Raw genomic sequence first — 20,570 nt, forward strand, 5'->3', positions numbered from 1 at the left:
TGCTTTCAAGAAAAAGAGTGGATGAAATGTCAAAATATGATGATGAAATGTCGGATTCCGATTTTATGCTGTAAATTAATGCTTGGAATGAGAACCGATCGTGTTGACGAGCGGTGAAAATTAAGTCACATAGAGATGCGAATAACCATTTTAGATGACTATCAAGATGCTGTCCGACAGTTGGATTGTTTCAAAATACTTGATGGTCATGATGTTGAGATATTGAAACAATCCTATACAGATCCGGCTCTGCTAGCCGAAAAGATTAAAAATACAGAGGCGTTGGTGCTAATCCGGGAGCGAACGAAAATCGTTACGGATCTGCTCGATAAGCTTCCAAACCTGAAGCTTATCAGTCAGACCGGTAAAATTTCCAATCACCTTGACCTAGCGGCCTGTACTGCTTATCAGGTTGCTGTAGCAGAAGGTGTCGGGGCCCCGACTGCACCTGCCGAACTGGCCTGGTTGTTAATTATGAATGGTTTAAGGAAGCTGCCGCAGGCGATTGCTGCGATGAAACGGGGGCAATGGCAGACGAATATCGGTCAGTCCGTGGCAGGAAAAACAGTGGGGATATGGGGCTACGGTAAGATAGGTAGGCTGATCGCCCAATATGCCAAAGCATTCGGCGCGGAAGTGATCGTTTGGGGCAGCGAACGTTCACGGGAAGAGGCAGTGAAGGATGGGCTATTAGCAGCAGCCAGTAAATCAGATTTCTTCCATTTTGCGGATGTGGTAACCTTGCACCTACGATTGGTGCCAGAAACCCGGGGTATCGTAAAATTGGAAGACCTACGGTCCATGAAACCTACGGCGCTATTTGTAAATACTTCACGTGCGGAGTTGGTTGAACAGGGGGCATTGCTGGACGCGTTGCGAATGGGAACTCCGGGCGCTGCAGGCCTGGACGTCTATGAATCCGAACCAGTCACCGATCCCAATTATCCATTGTTGCAAATGCAAAATGTCATCTGTTCTCCGCATTTGGGCTATGTGGAAGAATATGGATACGAAAAGCTGTTTAAGCCGGCTTTTGAAAATATTGTCGCTTTCGCGCAAGGAAAACCGCAGCATATCGCCAATCCGGAAGTACTTAAAGCTTACCCTAGATCGACCGGCCCGAGCTGTTAACTTGCTTTTTGTAGTGCTAATGGATTTTTCGTTCATGAGTAAATGACGCAAGTAAATGGCGCCTGTGATGCTACTCTTTGGTCATAAACAGAGCTGAAAATTAGAACCGAATGTTTCTGTTACAATTTGATAGACCAATCCAAATGCGTATTATTGATTATAATACCCTGCATGCAGCAGGGACTCCATGGTTAAAATGAAAAATTTCACACAACTTGATCAGCCCACCGGACGGTCCATATATCTGGATGAAAAGGAGTACCTCTTTTTTGGGGGAACCTCTTATCTGGGGCTGGCCACGGATAAAGCATATGCCGAACTTTTTATTGAGGGAGTGAGACGGTATGGTGTTAATAACGGTACTTCGCGGAATAATAATGTTCAACAGGCTATATTTGATCAAGCAGAACAATATGCGGCGCAGCGATTTGAATTTGAGTCGGGATTATTGCTGTCAAGCGGCTATTTGGCGACCCAATTTGTTGTCAAAATGTTATCAAAGGAGGGTGAACTGCTTTACGCTCCTTCCTGCCATCCCTCTTTATGGCTTGACGTAAATCCTGCTGTAACGGGCGATTTTAGGGGCTGGGGTCTGCGAACTGTCGAGTATATCAATCAATCCAGAGCGGCCTCTTTTGTTATCGTTAGCAATAGCTTGGATAATATGACTCCAGAACGCTATGACTTCTCGGTTTTTAGGAACGTTTCGGCAGCGAAAAAAGTAGCCTTAATCTTGGATGATTCTCATGGTATAGGTGTACTGTCTGAAAATGGCATTTCTTTAACCGGGCGTGATTTTCTGGGATTAAATATCGAGCTGATTGTTGTGGCCTCCTTGGCAAAAGGCTTAGCGACAGATGCAGGGCTGATCTTAGCCAGTGCGAAACGGATTGAACAGCTTAAGAAATCAAATTTTTATACGGGGGCCTCCCCCAGTTCCCCGGCGAGCCTCTTTGCTTTTTTAAATGGGGAACACATCTATCGTACACAATTTGAAAAACTGCAGGCAAATATTCGTTATTTCGAATCACTTTCTGATGGATATTTAAATAGCATTGCTAATTTTCCGGTCTTTTCTTCCAAGGATACCAGCCTATATGCAAGGCTGATGGAGTCTGGTATACTGGTCTCGAGTTTCCCCTATCCGCTTCCTACGGACTCCTTATTGAATAGGATTGTGGTCAATGCACATCATACATTTGAAGATTTGGACCGTATTAGTCATGCAATTGGCATATCTTGAATTTTCTATGACATCCAATGAATCAACTTGTTGTAAATTAGGAAATTGTTTTTATTTTTGATATTTATTTCAGTATTTGTTGGATGTGAAATCGCGTTAATTGATTGTAAATGTTTGGCTTTTGGAAGCTTATTTATCAAAAAAGTATTTAAATAATTTCCATTCCTCATTTTAAAACAATACTTTTGCATCCCCAAACATTAGTTGGCTTAAGGGTTGAAAAATAAATAATTACAGTAAAATAGATATGACTAAAGCAGAAATTATTGCAGAAATCTCTAACAAAACTGGCTTAGAGAAGGTAGATGTTCAAGAGACCGTAGAGGCGTTCTTCAAAGTTGTCAAAAACGCAATGATCGGAGGAGAAAATGTATATGTAAGAGGTTTTGGTAGCTTCGTAGTCAAAAAAAGAGCGGAGAAGACTGCAAGAAACATTTCAAAAAATACAGCAATCATTATTCCGGAGCATTTTGTCCCTAGCTTCAAGCCAGCTAAGATTTTCGTAGAGAAAGTAAAAAATGGCAATAAATAATCTTAAAATAGATTAAAATGGCAAAAACCAAACAGATAATAGTCATAGGAGCAGTTGTAGCCTTGGTTGCTGTGCTATTTGCGCAGCCTATTAAAGGTTTGGTGGACAAAGAAAAACAAACTGCTGCAGCATCTGAATCGAAACCTTCCAATGAAGTAAACTTGGAAAATATCTCTTCGATGACAAAACAAGGTTTAGATGCTAGTTTAGTCAAAGAAATTTCCGATATTGAGGCCCAAGTTGCAAAAGCTTCAGGTGAAGATAAGATAAAGCTGTTGCAACAGTTGGCAGATAAGTGGGACGATGTCGCAAAACCAGCCCCTCAAGCATTTGTGTATGAGGAAATGGCAAAGGTTTCTCCTCAATTTGAATATTGGTTGAAAGCCGGCAATGCTTATCGTGCTGCTTATACGAATTTGCAAGATTCTACTTTAGCCCAAGCTCTCAATCAAAATGCAATTCATGCTTATGAGGCAGCGCTAAAAGCGAATTCAAGTAGTCTGGATGCAAAGACAGGATTAGGTGCCGCAATGGTATCAGGAACAAACAACCCAATGGCAGGCATTGCTTTATTACGGGAAGTTGTTGCTGCTGATCCTAAAAACTTAGAAGCGAATAAAACTTTGGGATTGTTTTCATTACAGTCCCGTCAGTTTGACAAAGCCATCGAGCGTTTTAAGACCGTTATCGATCAGAAGCCCGATGCAGAGTCATACTTTTACTTAGCCACAGGCTATGAAAATATTGGGATGAAAAAAGAGGCCGTCACTGCTTTTCAAAAAAGTAAAGAGCTGGCTGCTGATCCATCCCTATCACAATTCATCGATCGAAAGATTGCGGAATTGAGCAAGTAATTAATTTATTATTTATAATCATTAAAAAATTTAGCTATGCCAAGCGGAAAAAAAAGAAAAAGACACAAGATGGCTACTCACAAACGTAAAAAACGTTTAAGAAAAAATAGACACAAGAAAAAATAATCTTGTGATGAGCTTTTAAACATCTTGGCCCATTTTGCTGAGATAGCTTTACGAAACGATCTACATGTCTTTATGGATGTGTAGATTGTTTTTTTCGTAACAACGTTCTTTAAATGTTTAATCGGATACCGAAAATTGCGATAGGATATTGCATAGGTATCAAAAATGAGTAGCTTTTGGTAAAGGAATTAATTATCGATTCGACTCCTGATAAAGGGGTAACTATTGCTTTACTACAGGACAAGCAGCTCGTTGAACTTAACCGTGAGCCCGCAAATAACAATTTTGCCGTTGGGGATATCTATCTCGGACGGATTAAGCGAATTATGCCGGGGCTAAATGCGGCTTTCGTGGATGTAGGCTACGAAAAGGACGCTTTTCTACATTATTTAGATTTGGGTCCCCAAGTTCAATCTTTGCTAAAGCTTACGCGTATCGTAAAGAATGGCAGTTATCAAGAAAAACTGCTCAATAGTTTAAAACTTGAAAAGGATATCGATAAAGCTGGTAAGATCTCTGATGTCTTGAGCAAAAATATGCTCGTGCCAGTGCAAATCGCCAAAGAACCCATCTCAACAAAAGGACCTCGTCTGAGCTCAGACCTATCAATTGCAGGTCGTTTTGTCGTTTTGGTGCCTTTCTCAAGTACTGTTTCCATTTCCAAGCGTATAAAAGGCAGTAACGAGCGCAACCGCCTCAAAAAGATTGTCGAAGGTATTAAACCAGCTAATTTTGGTGTAATTATCCGTACAGTCTCTGAAGGAAAGGGTGTTGAAGAACTGCAACGCGACTTATTGGACCTGATCTCAAAATGGGAGCTGTTTACCAAACGTCTTCGTAATGCTGAACCACCACAAAAGGTTCTCGGCGAAATGGATCGCGCGTCCACTATTCTACGGGATATCCTAACGGATGAGTTCTCGCATATTTATGTTAATGATCCTTCGATCTTCGAAGAAACAAAATCATATATACACGATATATCTCCGGATCTGGAGAAAATTGTAAAGCTTTACAAACATAAAGAACCAATTTTCGACCATTTCGGAGTTGAAAAGCAAATCAAGGCAGCTTTTGGCAAGACTGTTACTTTGCCCGGCGGCGCGTATCTCGTAATTGAGCATACTGAAGCCCTGCACGTAATCGATGTCAATAGTGGTAACCGTTCTGCCAATAAGGAGAATCAGGAAGATAATGCATTGCTGGTCAATATGGAAGCAGCAAAGGAAATTGCGCGGCAACTGCGCCTGCGTGATATGGGGGGAATTGTAGTCATCGATTTTATTGATATGCATAAACCCAATCACCGAAAAGAGTTGTATACATTCTTAAAAGAATGTATGGTGTCGGATAGGGCGAGGCATACGATTTTGCCGCCAAGTAAATTTGGTCTGGTGCAGATCACCCGTCAACGTGTAAGACCTGAAATGAATATTGTCACAAACGAGAAATGTCCGGCTTGTGATGGTACAGGTGAAATCCGGTCAAGCATTGTCCTAATGGATGATATTGAAAATAATTTGAGTTTTATTCTTCAAGAACAGAATGAGAAAAAGGTGACCTTATGTGTTCACCCGTACATAGACGCCTACATTAAGTCTGGGTTGATTTCTAAAAGAATGAAATGGTTTATGAAGTACGGTAAATGGATTAAAGTAAATCCAATGACGTCATATTATCTAACTGAATTCCACTTTTTCAATGCGAAGGACGAGGAAATCAAGTTATAATAGAAAGAGATTAACGAAAAGGGTTAGTAGTCATACTAGCCCTTTTTTGTTTATATCCAATGGATCTTGATCCCGTCTTTTTCCATTTTTCGGAAGTAAGTCATTTGACGTTTGGCATACCGGTGTATTTCTGTTTCCAGTTTGGTGAAAAAGGTCGTATAATCCACTTGCTCAAGGAGATATAAGGAGGCATACTTGTACTCTAAACCATAATATTGCAGCTGGTCATGAGAAACTCCTTCGGTCAGTAATTGTTCGACTTCTTGTAGAAAACCACTTTTGATTCGCTCATTCAATCGCTTACTAATACTTTCCCGCCTATTTTCTAATGGTGGATTTAAACCAATGACAAGAGCTTCTGGAGCTTGCTGTTTGGGTTTGAACTCAGGATTCTGTTGCAGGAATTCCAGTATCTCAATGGCACGGACAATACGTTTATTTGTGGAATGGTCTATCTGAAAATCCAACGGACATACATAGGCGCCCAGCCGTTCCATCAATTCAGGTGTTGTCTTCCCGGCGAGAGACTCTTTGAAGCCTGTTATACTGGGAATTAGTGCATAGGGTGTCTGTTGGATAACACTCTGCAAATATAAACCCGTTCCGCCGCAGAGGATCGTGTGCTTGCCCTTTTTTAAAATGGACTGATGGGTTTGATGGAAGTCCGCAATAAAATTTCCAAGATTGTATTTAGCTCCCGGTTCTCGTATATCAATGAGATGGTATGGAATGCCTTGGTATTCAGTCAGGTCTTTTCCTGTTCCAATATCCATGCGTCGATAAATTTGACGGGAATCGGCACTGATAATTTCGGCATCAATTTGTTGGGCTAGTTGTACTGCCAGTTTGGTCTTGCCAGAGGCTGTTGGGCCTAGGATAACAATAACTTTCTCTTTTGGAACCGATTGTTGTTCCAAAAGAGAAAGTATAGGTTTTAGTCTGTCTATCACAGAACAAATTTAGTCCATTTTTCTGTTCCTTCATTATTTTTTACGACAGTATCGATGAAAGCCATACCTCTGACCCCGTCATAAACTGTTGGAAAGTCTTGTTCTTCCGCGGTTGGAGTTCTTCCTTCTCGTTTTGCGGTAACTGTTGCAGCAAAGTTACGATAGATATTGGCAAAGGATTCCAATAGCCCTTCTGGGTGACCAGCAGGAACACGTGTATTGTGCGTTGCAAACGAGCTCAATGTATACGGCGCAGCGTATGCATTTCCTGTACGGTACAGCTGGCGAGGTTGATCAAGCATTTTGATGATCAGGTTGTTCGGGTCTTCGTTGGCCCATTCCAATCCGCCTTTTTCGCCATAAATACGTATGCGAACAGCGTTCTCTTCTCCTGCCGAGATTTGTGATGCCATTAATACACCTTTGGCGCCGTTTTGGAAACGCAATAATACGGAGCCATCATCATCTAATAATCGGCCTTCAACAAATGTCGTTAAATCAGCACATAACTCTTCGATTTTTAATCCCGAAACATATTCCGCAAGATGAGCTACGTGTGTACCGATATCACCCATGACCAACGACTTGCCCGAGCGTTTTGGATCTGCGCGCCAAGCCGCGCCAGCATTGCCTTCGCGTTCAGTTAAGCGGCTCAACCAGCCCTGCGGATATTCAACAACAATTTTTCTTATTTTACCAAAATGGCCTTCTTTTACCATCGCTTTGGCCTGCTTTACCATCGGATAACCTGAATAGGTATGTGTCAGACATAATGTACGGCCTGTACGTTCTACAGTCTCCTGTAATTCTTTTGCTTCTTCAACAGATACTGTCATTGGCTTTTCAACAACAACATCGAAACCTTTTTCCATAGCCAATTTAGCAGGAGCAAAATGTAGAAAGTTTGGAGTAACAATCGTTACAAAATCCATACGTTCCCCCTCAGGAAGTAAAGATTCTTTCTCGATCATCTCTTCGTAGTTTAGATAGACACGCTCAGGAGCTACAAATAGGTCTTCTCCAGATTGTTTTGAAATCTGTGGATCAATGCTAAATGCGCCACAAACCAATTCAATCTTTCCATCCATAAAAGCGGCAATGCGGTGTACAGCTCCAATAAAGGCGTCGTTTCCGCCTCCGACCATACCCATGCGAAGTTTTCTCTTCATAACGTTATTATTTTTGATTATTTATTTTTCAAATTTATTACAGTGTACAATATACACAATTTAGCTTATTTTATATACAAAATCATCTTGATGCTTCCCATGTTTTCCTTTGGAAAGCCAAGTGGAGCCTGATCCATTAATACACTTAGCTCTTCTTCATTACGATAAGTATATCTATGCGCTCCTGCAACCCAGAAAGTGATAGGAGCTGTAATGTCTTTTATCGTGAAACCGATTTTTTCTAAGGAAGAATGCTGATTCCAATCTCTGTCGGTATAAGTCATGATATCTCCCGGGGAAAAGTCTTTCGCAAAAGCCTTGATTAATTTGCTTAGTCCGCCAATCACATTATAGCCAGATTTATTGCAAAAGCGCAATAACTCAAAAGATCGGTATTCGTCATTTTTATCGCTCATACGGCGCCCTCCGGAAAAAACAGCTATGGACACGAGTTCGCCCTGCTCATATAGTCCGTATCTGTATTTTCCCGGAAGTGGAGTTTGTAGATGGTGTTCCACGAGGAACTGCTGGCTTACTTTTTTATCAATCCGCGCAACGATTGTTTTCCGTGCGTAAATACGACGATTATTCTTCCATTTGGCAACGATGCGCTGCACAATGAGGTCGAATTTTTGTGCCAATATATCCTCGTCTATATGGATGCCTTCTTCGGGCCCCTGAAACCGTGAACGTCTTTCGTTAGGATAGAGAAAGATCTTTTTTGTTAATTCAGAAGATTCAATTTGTAGATATCCATCTAGTTCGATCAGGGGTAATCGCACTGCCAGGTGCCGTTCAAGCTCGATTTTGAACCGAATAACAAGATCTTTAAAAGCTGGATTCATAAAACAAAAGTAACTCTTATGGAAGTTCTGACGAAATATTCGCTTTTAATAATTATCCGTATCTTTGTGCAAAATATGATTGTACTGTGAAATATCCATGCTTAAAAAGCATAACACCGATGTTGACTGAGCATCTGCAGGGCATAAAAAAACATGTGTGGTATATAATTTATACAGCATATTTCATAGGACTTTAAAAAACAAACTAAGTGCGACGACTTCATTTGTACCAATGACAATCGACACTTATAAATAATTATTTATATATGAAACTTCCGATAGTGGCGTATGGCGATCCTGTATTAAGAAAGGTTGCCGAGGAAATAGATGAAGACTATCCTGATTTAAAGAAATTGATAGATGATATGTTTGACACCATGTATGCTGCACATGGTGTAGGAATTGCGGCGCCGCAGGTAGGCTTGCCAATACGTATGTTTGTTATTGATGCGACGCCGTTTGCTGACGACGACGAAGAGAATAAAGAAATGCTCAAATCTTTCAAAAGAGTTTTCATCAACCCGATTATGGTAGAGGAATCTGGTGAAAAATGGGCTTTTGGCGAAGGCTGCCTAAGTATTCCTGATATTAATGAAGACGTACTTCGTCATAAAAATATTCGTATCAATTATTTGGACGAGAATTTTGAGGAGCACGAAGTGGATCTGACCGGATTGGCGGCACGCGTTGTTCAACACGAATATGACCATCTTGAAGGGAAGCTGTTTACAGACAAATTGAGTACACTTAAGAAAACAATGTTAAAGGGTAAGTTGGATGCGATTGCCAAAGGCAATATCCGAGTGAGCTATAAAATGAAATTTCCACAGCAAAAGAAAAAGCGTTAGTCCAAACTAACGCTTTTCTTATTTTATAGTAGCGATAGTTTTCCAATCTTCCCACTCAGTCCAATCGGGGAAGATATAACCGATACTTAACCGCGGTCATTCGAATCAGAAAAACGACACTGGCAGCAATAATGGCTGCCCAGGACAAATCCAGATCGAGGTGAACAAGCAGAATATAAATTAATCCGCCCGCCAAACAGGCCGTAGCATATACCTCCTTTTTGAAGATCAAAGGCGTCTCATTGAGAAGGATATCTCGTATCATACCCCCACATACAGCTGTAAACATACCAAAGATGATGGCTGCATAGACATTACTTTCATAGTTCAATGACTTTTGCACGCCTAAGATGGTGAAGAAGCTGATTCCTATTGCATCAAAAAGTGTCAAGGTTCTATAATAGCCATAGAGCTGCCTATTGAAGACAATTGCAATTAAGATGCCTAAGAATATCGCAATAAGATAATTGCTGTCATTTACCCAAACGGGGCGTAAATTTAGAAATACATCGCGCATGGATCCGCCGCCAATAGCTGTCACAAAGCCCAAGAAAGCAGCTCCAAAAATATCGATGTCCTTACGCTTTGCGGATAAGGTGCCCGATATCGCAAAAAATAAGGTGCCAAGCAAATCGCTTAAATAAAAATAGTTGGCATCAGTTATCATCGTAATACTTTATTAAAATAATTCCCCTATTTACGCTCTACTAGATCGAGAGAGATTTATGCAAATTTAGGAGAAATCCCGATAGTTTAGGTTTACTGTAAGACGAATAGCTTTCAAACCTACTATTCCTTGTACATCCTCCAGTTTGAGATGCTCTATGGTACTTTCAATGATGCCCATATCATAGATAGCCTGTATACTTAGATTAAGGTCTTCTAACACCTCGTCCGAAAGATAGACAATGGCAATCTTGTTGACCTGGGTGAGCCTTTCCTTGGTCCGTTTTACCCGTATTTTATCTATTCTTTTTTTGATGATTTCGTAACGGATATTCAATGAGCCCTCGACATCAAATCTACGCTCGTCTTCACGAAAGCTGATGTCAATACTGTGAGGGTTGATGAAAATAAGCTGTGTGGTCTCTAAGGGAATTGGTAAATCCTGTTTTGCGTGATGTGCTTTCAGTGCAATACGGGCCATGGAGATAATCTGCTGTCGTCTAAAGATATTGATAAATTCTTTGCTAAAGGTCTGCTGTGGTGTAATGGATTCTCCTATATAGATATCGTATTCAATACCGTCGGTTCTGAATTTTTGAAAATACGATGGATAATTGCCCTGGATAAAACTGTTGAAATGATTGAGTTCCTTACTGATGATTTGATTTATCTTCCATAATGAGGTCTCAAATTCATTTCTGTAAAATTCTCCAGTTTCACGATTCGTGAAAAAATGCTTGGCATAATGCTCAATAATGGCGTGCTTTGTTGAGAATTCTCGTCTCGCGGCCTCGATAAATGGCTGTACATCTTTTCTGAAAAATTCAATGATCTTGACCATGGATTCATCAAAGGAGATTTGGTCGAGTGACAAAGTAATCTGGTCTACCCGTTTTGAAAAATCAATAATGAGCTGATGTTTGCCGTCCCTGGATAGTTCGTCAATGAGAAGAGCTAGTTGTTTCACTTTGAAACCAAAATCTTTTAAAATAGATGCATTGCGGATGACGGTAGAATCCTTTACATCTATAGCACCATAAAGAGGATAGACTTCTTCGAAAATAACAGGTTTAATATGGGCGTTCTGTTCATCATTTTCCAGTTCCTGAATATATTGAGCTGCAATATGATTAAACTTCCACTGTACGGCCGGCTGGATTGTTGTAAACCGATTAATAATAATCTCGTCAATGCGTTTCTTGAACTCTGCCGTGATATCATAGGATAGCTGAGACAATAGCGGCACAAGCGCGCGAAGGGATTGAATGGTTTCATTATCCAATTGATCCAGCCGATGACTGTAGACTTCCATAATCCCGGACAAGGCGTGGTTATGTATCAATGGAATACACAGATAGGTCTTAACCCCGGACGCCTTAATTCGTTCATCAAAAATGGATGTTGTATTTTTAATGGCATCTAGGGTATTATAAAAAATAAGATGCGGGTGTTTTAAGTAGTTTGCAACTTGCGGATTGATGTTGGTATAGCTGTTGCTGGCGTGTGCTTCGGAGATTAAAATACTTTTATTTGTAATGGAATAATCAAAAAAAGGCAGGCCATTTAACTGAAACAATGGAAACAGACTAAAGATTGTATCCGTACTCTTTAGGATCGGAGTGATAATTTTCTCCACATCTGATAAAAAAAGATGATAATTGTATGTGGCAAGATCCAATAAAATAGACTGAATTCTGTTAATAGTATGTTCAAGACTACTTTTTTTGACAGTGAGAATAGTGAACCCGGATAATTCAAAATCTTCTAGCTTAATTGCATTAATGACATGATCCCAATTGAACAAAGAAGCGTCATTGGTGTTTTTGCTCAGATTTCTCAAGTCAAATTGCGGAAGTTCTTTTTTTTGCTTAATATCAACAAATTTGAAATCTATAGTTAGATCATAATAATCGATGATTTCGCCTTTTTCATTTAAATGATGATAAACAATTGTATTATTTTCTTTGGCAGGCAGTCCGTATAGACGTTCGAGAATAAGCGCATATATCAGCTTTTCCTGGTTGCTTAGGGTCTTTCCATCTTGCATTTGACCTGGGATATCCTGTTCCTCCAATCTATTTTTCCAGAGGTCAAAAAAGGCATCTGTCCCATAAAACGTTTCTTCTGCAAGCGGCGTAGCGAGCGCCCAATATCGTTTGGGATCTGTATCTATAAGCGATACCGAAAGGCTATAGATGAGCTGCAAAATATCTTTATAGGCACTTAAGTTGTGTTTACATAGCTTACCGCTGACACTTTCAATTTCTTTTATCCGCTCTAGGGCAAATAATGGAATCATATCATCAGAAGATATACCACTTTCGGTAAAGGATTCTAGGTATCGAAAGAAAGGTTCAAAATGAAGTTTTTTTTCGAGCTTATAGATTATGCTTTTGCCTTTTGTCAGTTGTACTTTCCTTATTTCCATTTATTGAACATACTTTAGAAGCGAAAGCCTGTACTAAAATAAGGATACCAGCCTTCGTTGGATTTGGCCATCACGAAGTGCAGGGGCAAGGCATTTGCCACGATATAATAAAGCCCACCGCCGAATCCTTGGTGGAAAGTGGAACTGTTATGGTCTTTTGCCCAGACTTTTCCAATATCATACATGCCCATGAGGCCCAGCTCACCGGGCAGAACGTAGCTTTTTATATCATGGATCTTAACACGAGCCTCGAGGTTATTGTAGACCATTTGTTCCCCAGCAAAACGGTATTGTCGATAACCACGTAGATTTTCGTGACCACCAAGAAAAAGATATTGATAGAATGTTGGGTTACCTACCACCGTTCCTCCTCCTACCCTGTTGGCAAATATAATACCTTCGTTAATTGCACTAAAATAACCGGTCATTTCTGCGCTTAACTGTGCCGAATGACGCGAATATTTATTTAAACCTAAAAAGGAATGCATTGCAGCCTTGACAAATACTCCTTTACTGGGATTGATCTTGCGATTACGTGTATCTTGTGTTAGAAAAGCATTTAATCCAGCGAAGGCCTTGTCATGGGTAATGGAGAGACTATCATAGGAATGCAGCGCCTGCGGATTTAGGATAAAACGACCTTGATTTTCAACGGGATCCAGATGATAGAACTGGATATGGGGGCCAATCGCGTAATTTAACGTTGATGATGGATGCCACCTCAGTAGCGGATTGATATTAAAAATATTGAATCGGCTACGGTAGTACTTTGCCCCATGCTGATCTTCTAAAAACAATGAATTGTTGCCCACGCCAAAAAAGTTTTGTGTATTGTCGGGAGCTTTTGCCAGTGCGTCAATGACGAAGTCGGCATTGCCTATGACATCTTCCCATTCACCGCGATAATGTATTTTATAGGCACCTGTGCGGAATGCCGTAGCGACTGTAATCTGCTGTTTGTAGGTAAAAGGCGCTTTCCTAAATCCCCGCTGGTGGGTATATGCTGCGCCAAGCCCCAAAGAAAAACCATCATCAGCATTGTAGCCAGCTGTTAATAATGGTAGCCAGGAATTGTATAAATTTACGGGAACAAATGTTGTATTTACGCTATCTTTACCGCGATGTAGCTTGACTCGTTTTTTTTCTCCTAAAATCGTTGAATTGGACGTGTTTTCATAGAGCTTTATTCTTGATCTGCTATTGTCGATTACATAGGTTTTTGGCAAACTATCGCCAATTATTCGCAGTTTTATCGGAGAATTTGTATTATTTATTAACAACGAGTCCTGCCCCTCAGAAAGGTATAACCGAATCTCTTTCGTCAAATTTTCTTCGTAAACTTTGTCCATTATTGTTTTAGTCACCCTTCCATCTTTGTTGATTTTGGATACCTTGACATTTAATCCCCTGTCTTTGGTGTTGACGATCTCTACCTTCTCGTTCTTATCACTGAAATGGATATCTACAATATTATTGATAAAGCGATAATATTGTTCCATCGCAGTAGGCAGAGCATCACGTCTGCTCTGAAGGGTGCGGAAAATCTGTTCGCCCCGAATCGCTATGGATGATTGGGGCAAGCTGTTGACAGACTGCCGGAGTACCGAATCGGTCAATCGGGCGACAAATTGGTCTACTTCTTTTGTCCATTCTTTGTGGGAGAGCTGATTGCTGGGGTGTGCATTTAAAAACCTGGATTTGAAAAGGGAATATCTGATATTTGGAATGCCCATAGTAAAACCTTGCATAACAGGATTTACAAATCGCTGGTAAATATCTTTCATCAAAAATCCCTGTGTAACACGTAAAGCCTGATCGCGGTCACGTGGAATGGGAATATAGTCCTTATCTTTGTCATCCGTATTCTGATTTTCATTGTACCAGCGCCATTGATCTTCATGACGATCCCAATCGCTTACCATCACGTCCAGCATGCGTGCTCTGAGGTATGCCTTGGGTTTAAAATCATCGTCATTGTCTTCCTGGAGTTTGCGAACCGCTTTAGCACTATTATCAGAGTCGCCCAGCGGTTCCCGTTCTTCCAATAGGGCTACAGTATTTTCGAATAGCGCTGCGTATTGGCCAAGGATCGGATCCGGTGCGACAAATCCAATAATAGGATGTGCATGTGGGACATTGACAGCATTGGCCAGTGCGGGCATCATCAGCGCAGAATAAGGATGTTGCGCACTTGTCGCATCGTCCAGGACATCCTGAACAAAGGTTCCGTGCAATTCTTCTGGAATCAAAGATTCTGTTCGTTTATTTACTGATCGAAGGGCCCATTCTCTTCCTGTTGGATCTGTCAATCGGAGTGACACGGATTGCATGCCTCCTCCTTGTTTGACCGGCGTTAGACCTCCGAATAATTTAGATAGCTGAAGTATGGGTAATGAGGTTTCGGCAGCCCATTCTTTGCGGTAGTTTTCTCCCAGAAATGATTTTTTAAATTTGCCCGCCTGTCCATACTTTGCATTTGCGACAACAGTAATACTATCTTTTATCACGGCTTGCGTCAAAGACTTGTCTTTGTATGCTTCAGCTGACAAGGTCGACTTGTTCTTCTGCTGAGAATAAGCTTGTGCGGTAAAAAAAAGTAAAAGAAATGGTAAGACCCGTTGCATGCTGATTATTTTTCAAATTTATAAATGATTCCTTTGTCCTGATCACCTGCTTCACTGCTGATGTAAAGATTGGATTTTGAATCAAAGTTGATCCCTTCTGGTTGAGGAAATAGCTTTGGATCCAACGGCGTTAAGGACTTGACCTTGAAGTTTTCGTCCGTTACAACGAGCGCCTTGTCAATGGAGGATAAAATATACCATTCATTGCTATCGGTTTTCTTTGCAAGCGCTGACGGTTTGAAGGTCTTTTTGATCTTGGGATCAAGTTTCTTTAGCTCATCGACTTGGATGGCAAATTCGCCTTTTGGACTGAATTTGCCATCCGCTCCAATGGAAAAAATATATCCGGTTGTTTGTGATTGTTTTTTGTCTACTCGGCATTCTTTGCAGAGAACATAAGCGAGGTTAGCTGCTTTATTGACATAAAGTCCTTCATATTCGCCCTTAGGAAGAATGTCTTTTTGCTCAGCGACCGCCTGTATGTTATCTTTATCTGTCATTGGGAAGGAATAGACACTGCCATTGCTCTTTAAAACAAAGAAATGTGTTTTACTAATACCAATGTCTTCGTAATCACCATCTTTTCCGAATTGGCTGAATGTGAGCTTCTGAGTAGGCAAATGGTATTTAAAAAGTAATCCTTGTTCATCTTGAATGGCATAAATCTCTTCATCCTGCCCCTCTAAAAATGCGATCCCTGATATTTCGAGCAGCTCGTTGGGTAAACTTATCTTTTCGCCGGACAGCAATTGATAAGGAATTGCCTGTTGCGGTTTTTTGTCTGTTGTTGTGTCCGTAAAATGAGCTGTGCGTTCTTTGTTTGCGTTACTGGGGTTGCAAGCTATTAATACCGAGGAAATTATTCCCAAAGCAAAAACTGATAGTCGTGTTGAGTTTTTCATCAATTTAGTTGTTTAAGTAATCAACAATTTGTTGCTGCGATTTATTGCCAAGCGGATGTGCTATAGGTATGTTTTGCCCTAGGTCGTCAATAAAAGTAGCTTCGATATCGTCAGCGAACTGGATTTCGAAGAGCTGCTGAATCTTTTTGGATAATACTGTTTCCAGTACCGGAAAACAGGTTTCTATCCGACGGTAGATATTGCGATCCATCCAATCTGAGGAACCTAAATATACCTTTGTATCATCGCCGTACCGAAATATAAAGATTCTCCCGTGTTCTAAATAGCGACCTACAATCCGTTTAACTTTGATATTTTCACTTAAACCTTGTACTTGAGGCTTAAGCCGGCATATTCCTCTGACCAACAATTGTACCTTTACACCTGCTTGGCTAGCCTCATACAATTTATTGATTAACGATTCTTCCTCTAAATTGTTTAGCTTAATTTTTATCAAAGTAGTTCTTCCTTGGCTGAGCTGAGCGATTGCTTCGTCGATCAGCCCGATGAAAGTCTGCTTTAGATTGAATTGCGCTACCAATAGGTGCCGAAATGAAATATCTGTTGGACTGCTTGGTTTCTTTCTATTGGGTAAAAACTCAAATAGCTGACCTAGTTCCGCTGTCAGTAAACGGTTGGATGTCATCAAAAAATAGTCAGTATATACGGTGGCGGTCTTCTCGTTTAAGTTGCCAGTCCCAAATAGTGCGCTTTCTTTTCCATCTTTTCGTCTGACAAGTGCAATTTTAGCATGCACTTTGAGATTAGGAATGCTATAACTGATTCTTACCCCCTGTTCCTTCATAATTCTGGACCAATGTATATTATTGGCTTCGTCGAAACGTGCTTTTAATTCAACAAACACATTTACTTTCTTTCCATTCTTTGCTGCAGTGGCCAGCGCTTGGGCGATATGCGAATCACCGGCAATTCGATAGAGTGTCGTGTGGATTTCCACAACCTCAGGATCGATAGCCGCTTCGTTAAAAAATCGAAGAATGGGATCAAACGATTCATAAGGAGTACAGATCAATATATCCTTCTGATCGAGCTGATCAAAAAGGGAATGTTCGAAATCCTGATGTACCTCTATCTGTCGCTGTTTCGGGAAGGACAATGCTTCCTCTTTTATTGGGAAGGAGAAAAAGTCCTTTAGATTATGGTAATAACCTCCGGCGACAATACTACTTTTCCGCAGGTCAAAAAGAACCGCAAGTCTTTCGATGAGCTGTTCTGGAAAACCCGGCTGATGTAAGAATCGGGTTGCGTAACCAAGATCTCTTTTATTGACTTCTGCCTCTATTTTCTGAGCAATATCACCCTCAAATTCATCTTGCAAATTAAGCTCAGCGTCCCGGGTAATTTTGAAGGTGTAGAAATTTAAACTCTTGTCTTTTATGAAGTTGGGTAAAAATAATTTAATGATATCGTCGATGAAGACAACATATGTTTTGGCATTGACCTGGCAGGTGAAGAACCGATTAATGCGATCTGCGGGTATATTGACAATGAACAGATCAGACGCACTATTGTCTGTCAGAGCAAAGTACAGACGGTTGTTGATCGGAAAAAAAGAGAATTCTTCGTTAACAGGAATGATTTGCAGATAAGAAGCAATCGTGCTAAAAAAATATTTTGCGGCAAGAGATTTTACCGCTAATGGAATCTCTTGGTTATAGATTAGGATAATGTTTTCCGCAGCTAACTGCTGAATAATATCAGTTAAAAAGAGTCCAAATTTTTCCTGTTGTTTATGGATAATTTTGGATGCTTTTTTATACGTCCCAATGTCAAGATTCGGGACGACCTGGTCAGTAGTCTTTTTTTTAATTTTCTTCCAAGCCATTAATACGGGCATCCGTACACGGTAGAACTCATCTAAGTTTGAGGAAAAAATAGCGAGAAACTGTAATTTCTCCAACAATGGTACTGCCGGGCGTCCAGCTTCGTTAAGTACCCTGTCATTAAAGGAAAGCCAACTGATATCTCTGTTGATATATAGGTCTTTTTTTTTCATTCAAAAAAATAATCTAAGGAATAATGCGGTTAGAAAAGCAGTATCCATTTTATAAGAGTGTTGCAATAACAAAAGAAATAACAGAGATGACCAAGCCAAACATAAAGATTCCATAAGCATAACGTAATAACTTGTATTTTCTGCCCAGAACGACGCCTTGGGAATAAACATCTTTTGTAAGCATGCCGTATAAAAATTCGGAGTCGATCATTACTTTTTGCATCCCCTCGTTATAGTCGTCGAGTTTCATTTTGTAGAAGTTTCCGAAAAATAATAGATTGACGGTTTTATCCTCAATCTCCTGTTTTGAAAATTTTCCAGCGGGTATTTTGGGTATAGTCGATAATATGGCCATCACCATAGTTGCCACAACAATTAGAGTGAGGATAATCGTTGGAAAGATCAGATGCTCATTGCTATCTAATTTTCTAAACAGTACCGCAATGACAACGGATAGAATAATGGAATTGACGGTTAATAATATGTTCGCTTTATTGTCAGCCATGTCGCTCAGGCGCTGGTTGTTGGACGATGTTATCCGAAACATCGTCTCTATGCCACGTTCGGGTTTGGCGCTTTTGTCTTTCTCTTTTTTTGTTTCTTTTTTGTCTTCTTTTTTCTTGGCGTTAGATTTTTCCTGTTTTCGTTCGAGTTCTTTTAAGTTCTGTTCTTTTTTTGCATTGAGCTTTTGTTGCGCATAATCCGTATGGTAATGATGGCCGGCCAAAAGTTTTATTGTACCTGCACGCCAGACATCTTTGTCAATTTCTTTTCCCAATACAGCTTCCGCTTCGGCTTTCATAAGTTTGTTCCTCTTTTCAAAGTCGTCATTACCAAAATGAAACAGGTCGGCATCACAAAGAATCTGTTCCAGTAGATTGTTTGGGTCCTGAGGCATTCTCGTCGCAAGGATGCAACCTTTGATTTTTTCTTTAACATCTTCGGATATGTCTTTATCTTTCAGAAAGTCCAAAGCTATTTCTACGCTTCTTTTCTCATGGCCAATCGCGTTGTCAGATTCTACATAGCCTAGATCATGAAAATAAGCAGCACTGATCACAATAAAATGATCTTCATCGTTTAACTTATAGAACGACGAAATCTCTTCTGCCGCCTGTACTACTGAATGTGTGTGTAGGCTGTTGTGAAAACAATGACAAGAAGATATGTTTTCTACAATATAAGTATTAGAATAGTGCTCTACTTGTTTTAAAAGCTCGTTATAATCTATCATGACCAATATGATGTTTATTTAGAATAAAAGTATTCAATATCTTTAACATCTTGTATATATGTGATCCCTTTTCGTAATTTTTTGATCTAGATCAAGTTTGATAGACCAGAAAGCAGACAAAATCATTGTTTTTTTGTACAGCGTGCGTCCTTTAAGTTTTTACTTAAGTGTAATTGCTGCTATCGATGCCGTGGGACCACGAGCATTTCTGATTTTTAGGATGCCATGTCCTGCTGTTGTTCTTTTAAGCTCCTCGGGTTAGTTTGATAAGCGGTAGCTTCTCCTCTACCTTTTTATGTGTTTTACCTGATTCTGACTAGTTGTAGTTGCCCTCGGTGATGAATTGTGGTTTGCTTAGCTTGATCCTAATGAAGTGTTTTTGCGTTAGATAAGAAATACAATGTTTAAGTTGGTAAATATTCTGATCCAGGTCCACGGCTCGCAACCACAGTCCTACTATCGTTCATGTCGCATCTCCGTCTTTAGTTTATGTTATGATCTGCTCAGGTATCAATTTTATAATAGTTTAGAAATAATCTAGACTTAGGTTAGTGTTTAGTTAGGTATCTATTAGCTTTTACCTAAAGAATACCTAAACTAAACCTAAACAAAACCTAAGTAAAACCTAAGTAAAACCTAACTAAACATAGGATCTGTACCGACATTGTTGTTGGTATTGTTGCCTTATTTTTCTATGGGCTCCGCGGACTGCCCGGCTGCGGTTCTTATGCCTGCCCATGACTCGGTCTCCCCGGTCCGGGTGGGGCCGGCTCATCGGATTTTTTTGTTTTGTACCGTTGTCTTCCCGGCGGGCTTACTGTTTTGTCCACGCCTGCTTCCAGTCCTCCGGTCTTCCCACGGGATCCCCCTAGGGATCTCTGTTGGCCAGTCCTGTGCTTCTGGACTAAAAAAGCGTCGGCGCCGCCGATGCTCCGTTCAAGGATGCAGGTGACCGAACTGGGATTTCACGGCGTTCTGTATCCTCTTCCAGTCCTCCGGTCGCCGCTCCTGCCCCCGTCGCACCCCAGAGCCCGCCGCAGATCCGCGGATAACCGTCCATTTTTGCATCCCAGAGCCCCCAGGATCCTGTTCCACAAAAATAATCCCCCAAGTTCACAGCCAGTTAGCGGCAAAACGAAATAAATAAGAACAAAAGTCTTGGAAGTTTGCCCGAAAACTCCCTATCTTTGCACCACTCCGCAAGGGAGGGACGGTTACCGCGAGAGCAGGTATTCATGAAAAAAGAAGGGTTTAACGAGAGTTAAACGCGG

The 20,570-nt window shown here is 40.6% G+C and carries 16 protein-coding genes; 6 read left to right on the plus strand and 10 right to left on the minus strand.

The genetic code is table 11. The features are described 5' to 3' along the window. Positions 1-135 precede the first annotated feature (135 nt). From D7322_RS16970 to D7322_RS16995, 5 genes are all read left to right on the plus strand, one after another. Positions 136-1,131 carry a D-2-hydroxyacid dehydrogenase family protein gene (locus D7322_RS16970; RefSeq protein ID WP_121125454.1) on the plus strand — a complete coding sequence of 332 codons (996 nt, stop codon included), beginning with the start codon at positions 136-138 and terminating at the stop codon, positions 1,129-1,131. Positions 1,132-1,327: 196 nt separating this feature from the next. Beyond that, positions 1,328-2,374 (plus strand): PLP-dependent aminotransferase family protein, encoded by a 1,047-nt coding sequence (locus D7322_RS16975; protein ID WP_121125472.1) that lies wholly within the window; start codon positions 1,328-1,330, stop codon positions 2,372-2,374. Positions 2,375-2,621: 247 nt separating this feature from the next. After that, the gene (locus D7322_RS16985) at positions 2,622-2,906 is read left to right on the plus strand and encodes an HU family DNA-binding protein (protein ID WP_028071165.1); all 285 of its coding nucleotides are present in this window, start codon (positions 2,622-2,624) and stop codon (positions 2,904-2,906) included. A gap of 17 nt (positions 2,907-2,923) precedes the next feature. Beyond that, a complete protein-coding gene (locus D7322_RS16990) occupies positions 2,924-3,760 on the plus strand; it encodes a tetratricopeptide repeat protein (protein WP_121125456.1) in 837 nt (278 codons plus the stop codon). 302 nt (positions 3,761-4,062) lie between these two features. Then, positions 4,063-5,616 carry an Rne/Rng family ribonuclease gene (locus tag D7322_RS16995; protein ID WP_077436961.1) on the plus strand — a complete coding sequence of 518 codons (1,554 nt, stop codon included), beginning with the start codon at positions 4,063-4,065 and terminating at the stop codon, positions 5,614-5,616. Between the two features lie 50 nt (positions 5,617-5,666). Here the strand turns inward: D7322_RS16995 and miaA are convergent, their stop codons facing one another. The 3 genes from miaA to D7322_RS17010 all read right to left on the minus strand — a co-directional run bounded on the left by miaA (position 5,667) and on the right by D7322_RS17010 (position 8,580). Next, on the minus strand, positions 5,667-6,566 hold the full coding sequence (gene miaA / locus D7322_RS17000) for a tRNA (adenosine(37)-N6)-dimethylallyltransferase MiaA (protein WP_121125457.1): 900 nt from the start codon (positions 6,564-6,566) through the stop codon (positions 5,667-5,669). Then, a complete protein-coding gene (locus tag D7322_RS17005; RefSeq protein ID WP_121125458.1) occupies positions 6,563-7,735 on the minus strand; it encodes a Gfo/Idh/MocA family protein in 1,173 nt (390 codons plus the stop codon). Before D7322_RS17005 ends, miaA begins: the two co-directional genes overlap by 4 nt. Before the next feature lie 65 nt (positions 7,736-7,800). After that, complete coding sequence (locus D7322_RS17010) at positions 7,801-8,580, minus strand: hypothetical protein (protein ID WP_121125459.1); 780 nt, start codon at positions 8,578-8,580, stop codon at positions 7,801-7,803. A 266-nt stretch (positions 8,581-8,846) separates the two neighbouring features. On the opposite strand from D7322_RS17010, the gene def reads away from it, so the two are divergent. Beyond that, positions 8,847-9,428 carry a peptide deformylase gene (gene def, locus D7322_RS17015; RefSeq protein ID WP_121125460.1) on the plus strand — a complete coding sequence of 194 codons (582 nt, stop codon included), beginning with the start codon at positions 8,847-8,849 and terminating at the stop codon, positions 9,426-9,428. Between the two features lie 55 nt (positions 9,429-9,483). On the opposite strand, the gene D7322_RS17020 is transcribed toward def, so the two are convergent. From D7322_RS17020 to D7322_RS17050, 7 genes are all read right to left on the minus strand, one after another. After that, positions 9,484-10,095: a trimeric intracellular cation channel family protein gene (locus D7322_RS17020; RefSeq protein WP_121125461.1), complete on the minus strand. Its 612-nt coding sequence runs from the start codon at positions 10,093-10,095 to the stop codon at positions 9,484-9,486. 66 nt (positions 10,096-10,161) lie between these two features. Beyond that, positions 10,162-12,522 carry a GAF domain-containing protein gene (locus tag D7322_RS17025; RefSeq protein ID WP_121125462.1) on the minus strand — a complete coding sequence of 787 codons (2,361 nt, stop codon included), beginning with the start codon at positions 12,520-12,522 and terminating at the stop codon, positions 10,162-10,164. Positions 12,523-12,536: 14 nt separating this feature from the next. After that, a complete protein-coding gene (locus tag D7322_RS17030) occupies positions 12,537-15,146 on the minus strand; it encodes a BamA/TamA family outer membrane protein (RefSeq protein ID WP_121125463.1) in 2,610 nt (869 codons plus the stop codon). 5 nt (positions 15,147-15,151) lie between these two features. Then, on the minus strand, positions 15,152-16,048 hold the full coding sequence (locus D7322_RS17035) for a hypothetical protein (protein WP_121125464.1): 897 nt from the start codon (positions 16,046-16,048) through the stop codon (positions 15,152-15,154). A gap of 4 nt (positions 16,049-16,052) precedes the next feature. After that, positions 16,053-18,065, minus strand: coding sequence for a polyphosphate kinase 1 (gene ppk1 / locus D7322_RS17040; RefSeq protein WP_121125465.1), 2,013 nt, complete (start codon positions 18,063-18,065; stop codon positions 16,053-16,055). A 49-nt stretch (positions 18,066-18,114) separates the two neighbouring features. Beyond that, a complete protein-coding gene (locus D7322_RS17045) occupies positions 18,115-19,299 on the minus strand; it encodes a Pycsar system effector family protein (RefSeq protein ID WP_245971359.1) in 1,185 nt (394 codons plus the stop codon). A 904-nt stretch (positions 19,300-20,203) separates the two neighbouring features. Further along, positions 20,204-20,410, minus strand: a complete 207-nt coding sequence (locus D7322_RS17050) for a hypothetical protein (protein WP_147430457.1) — start codon at positions 20,408-20,410, stop codon at positions 20,204-20,206. Positions 20,411-20,570 lie beyond the last annotated feature (160 nt).

The organism is Sphingobacterium puteale (assembly GCF_003627955.1).
GTDB lineage: Bacteria > Bacteroidota > Bacteroidia > Sphingobacteriales > Sphingobacteriaceae > Sphingobacterium > Sphingobacterium puteale.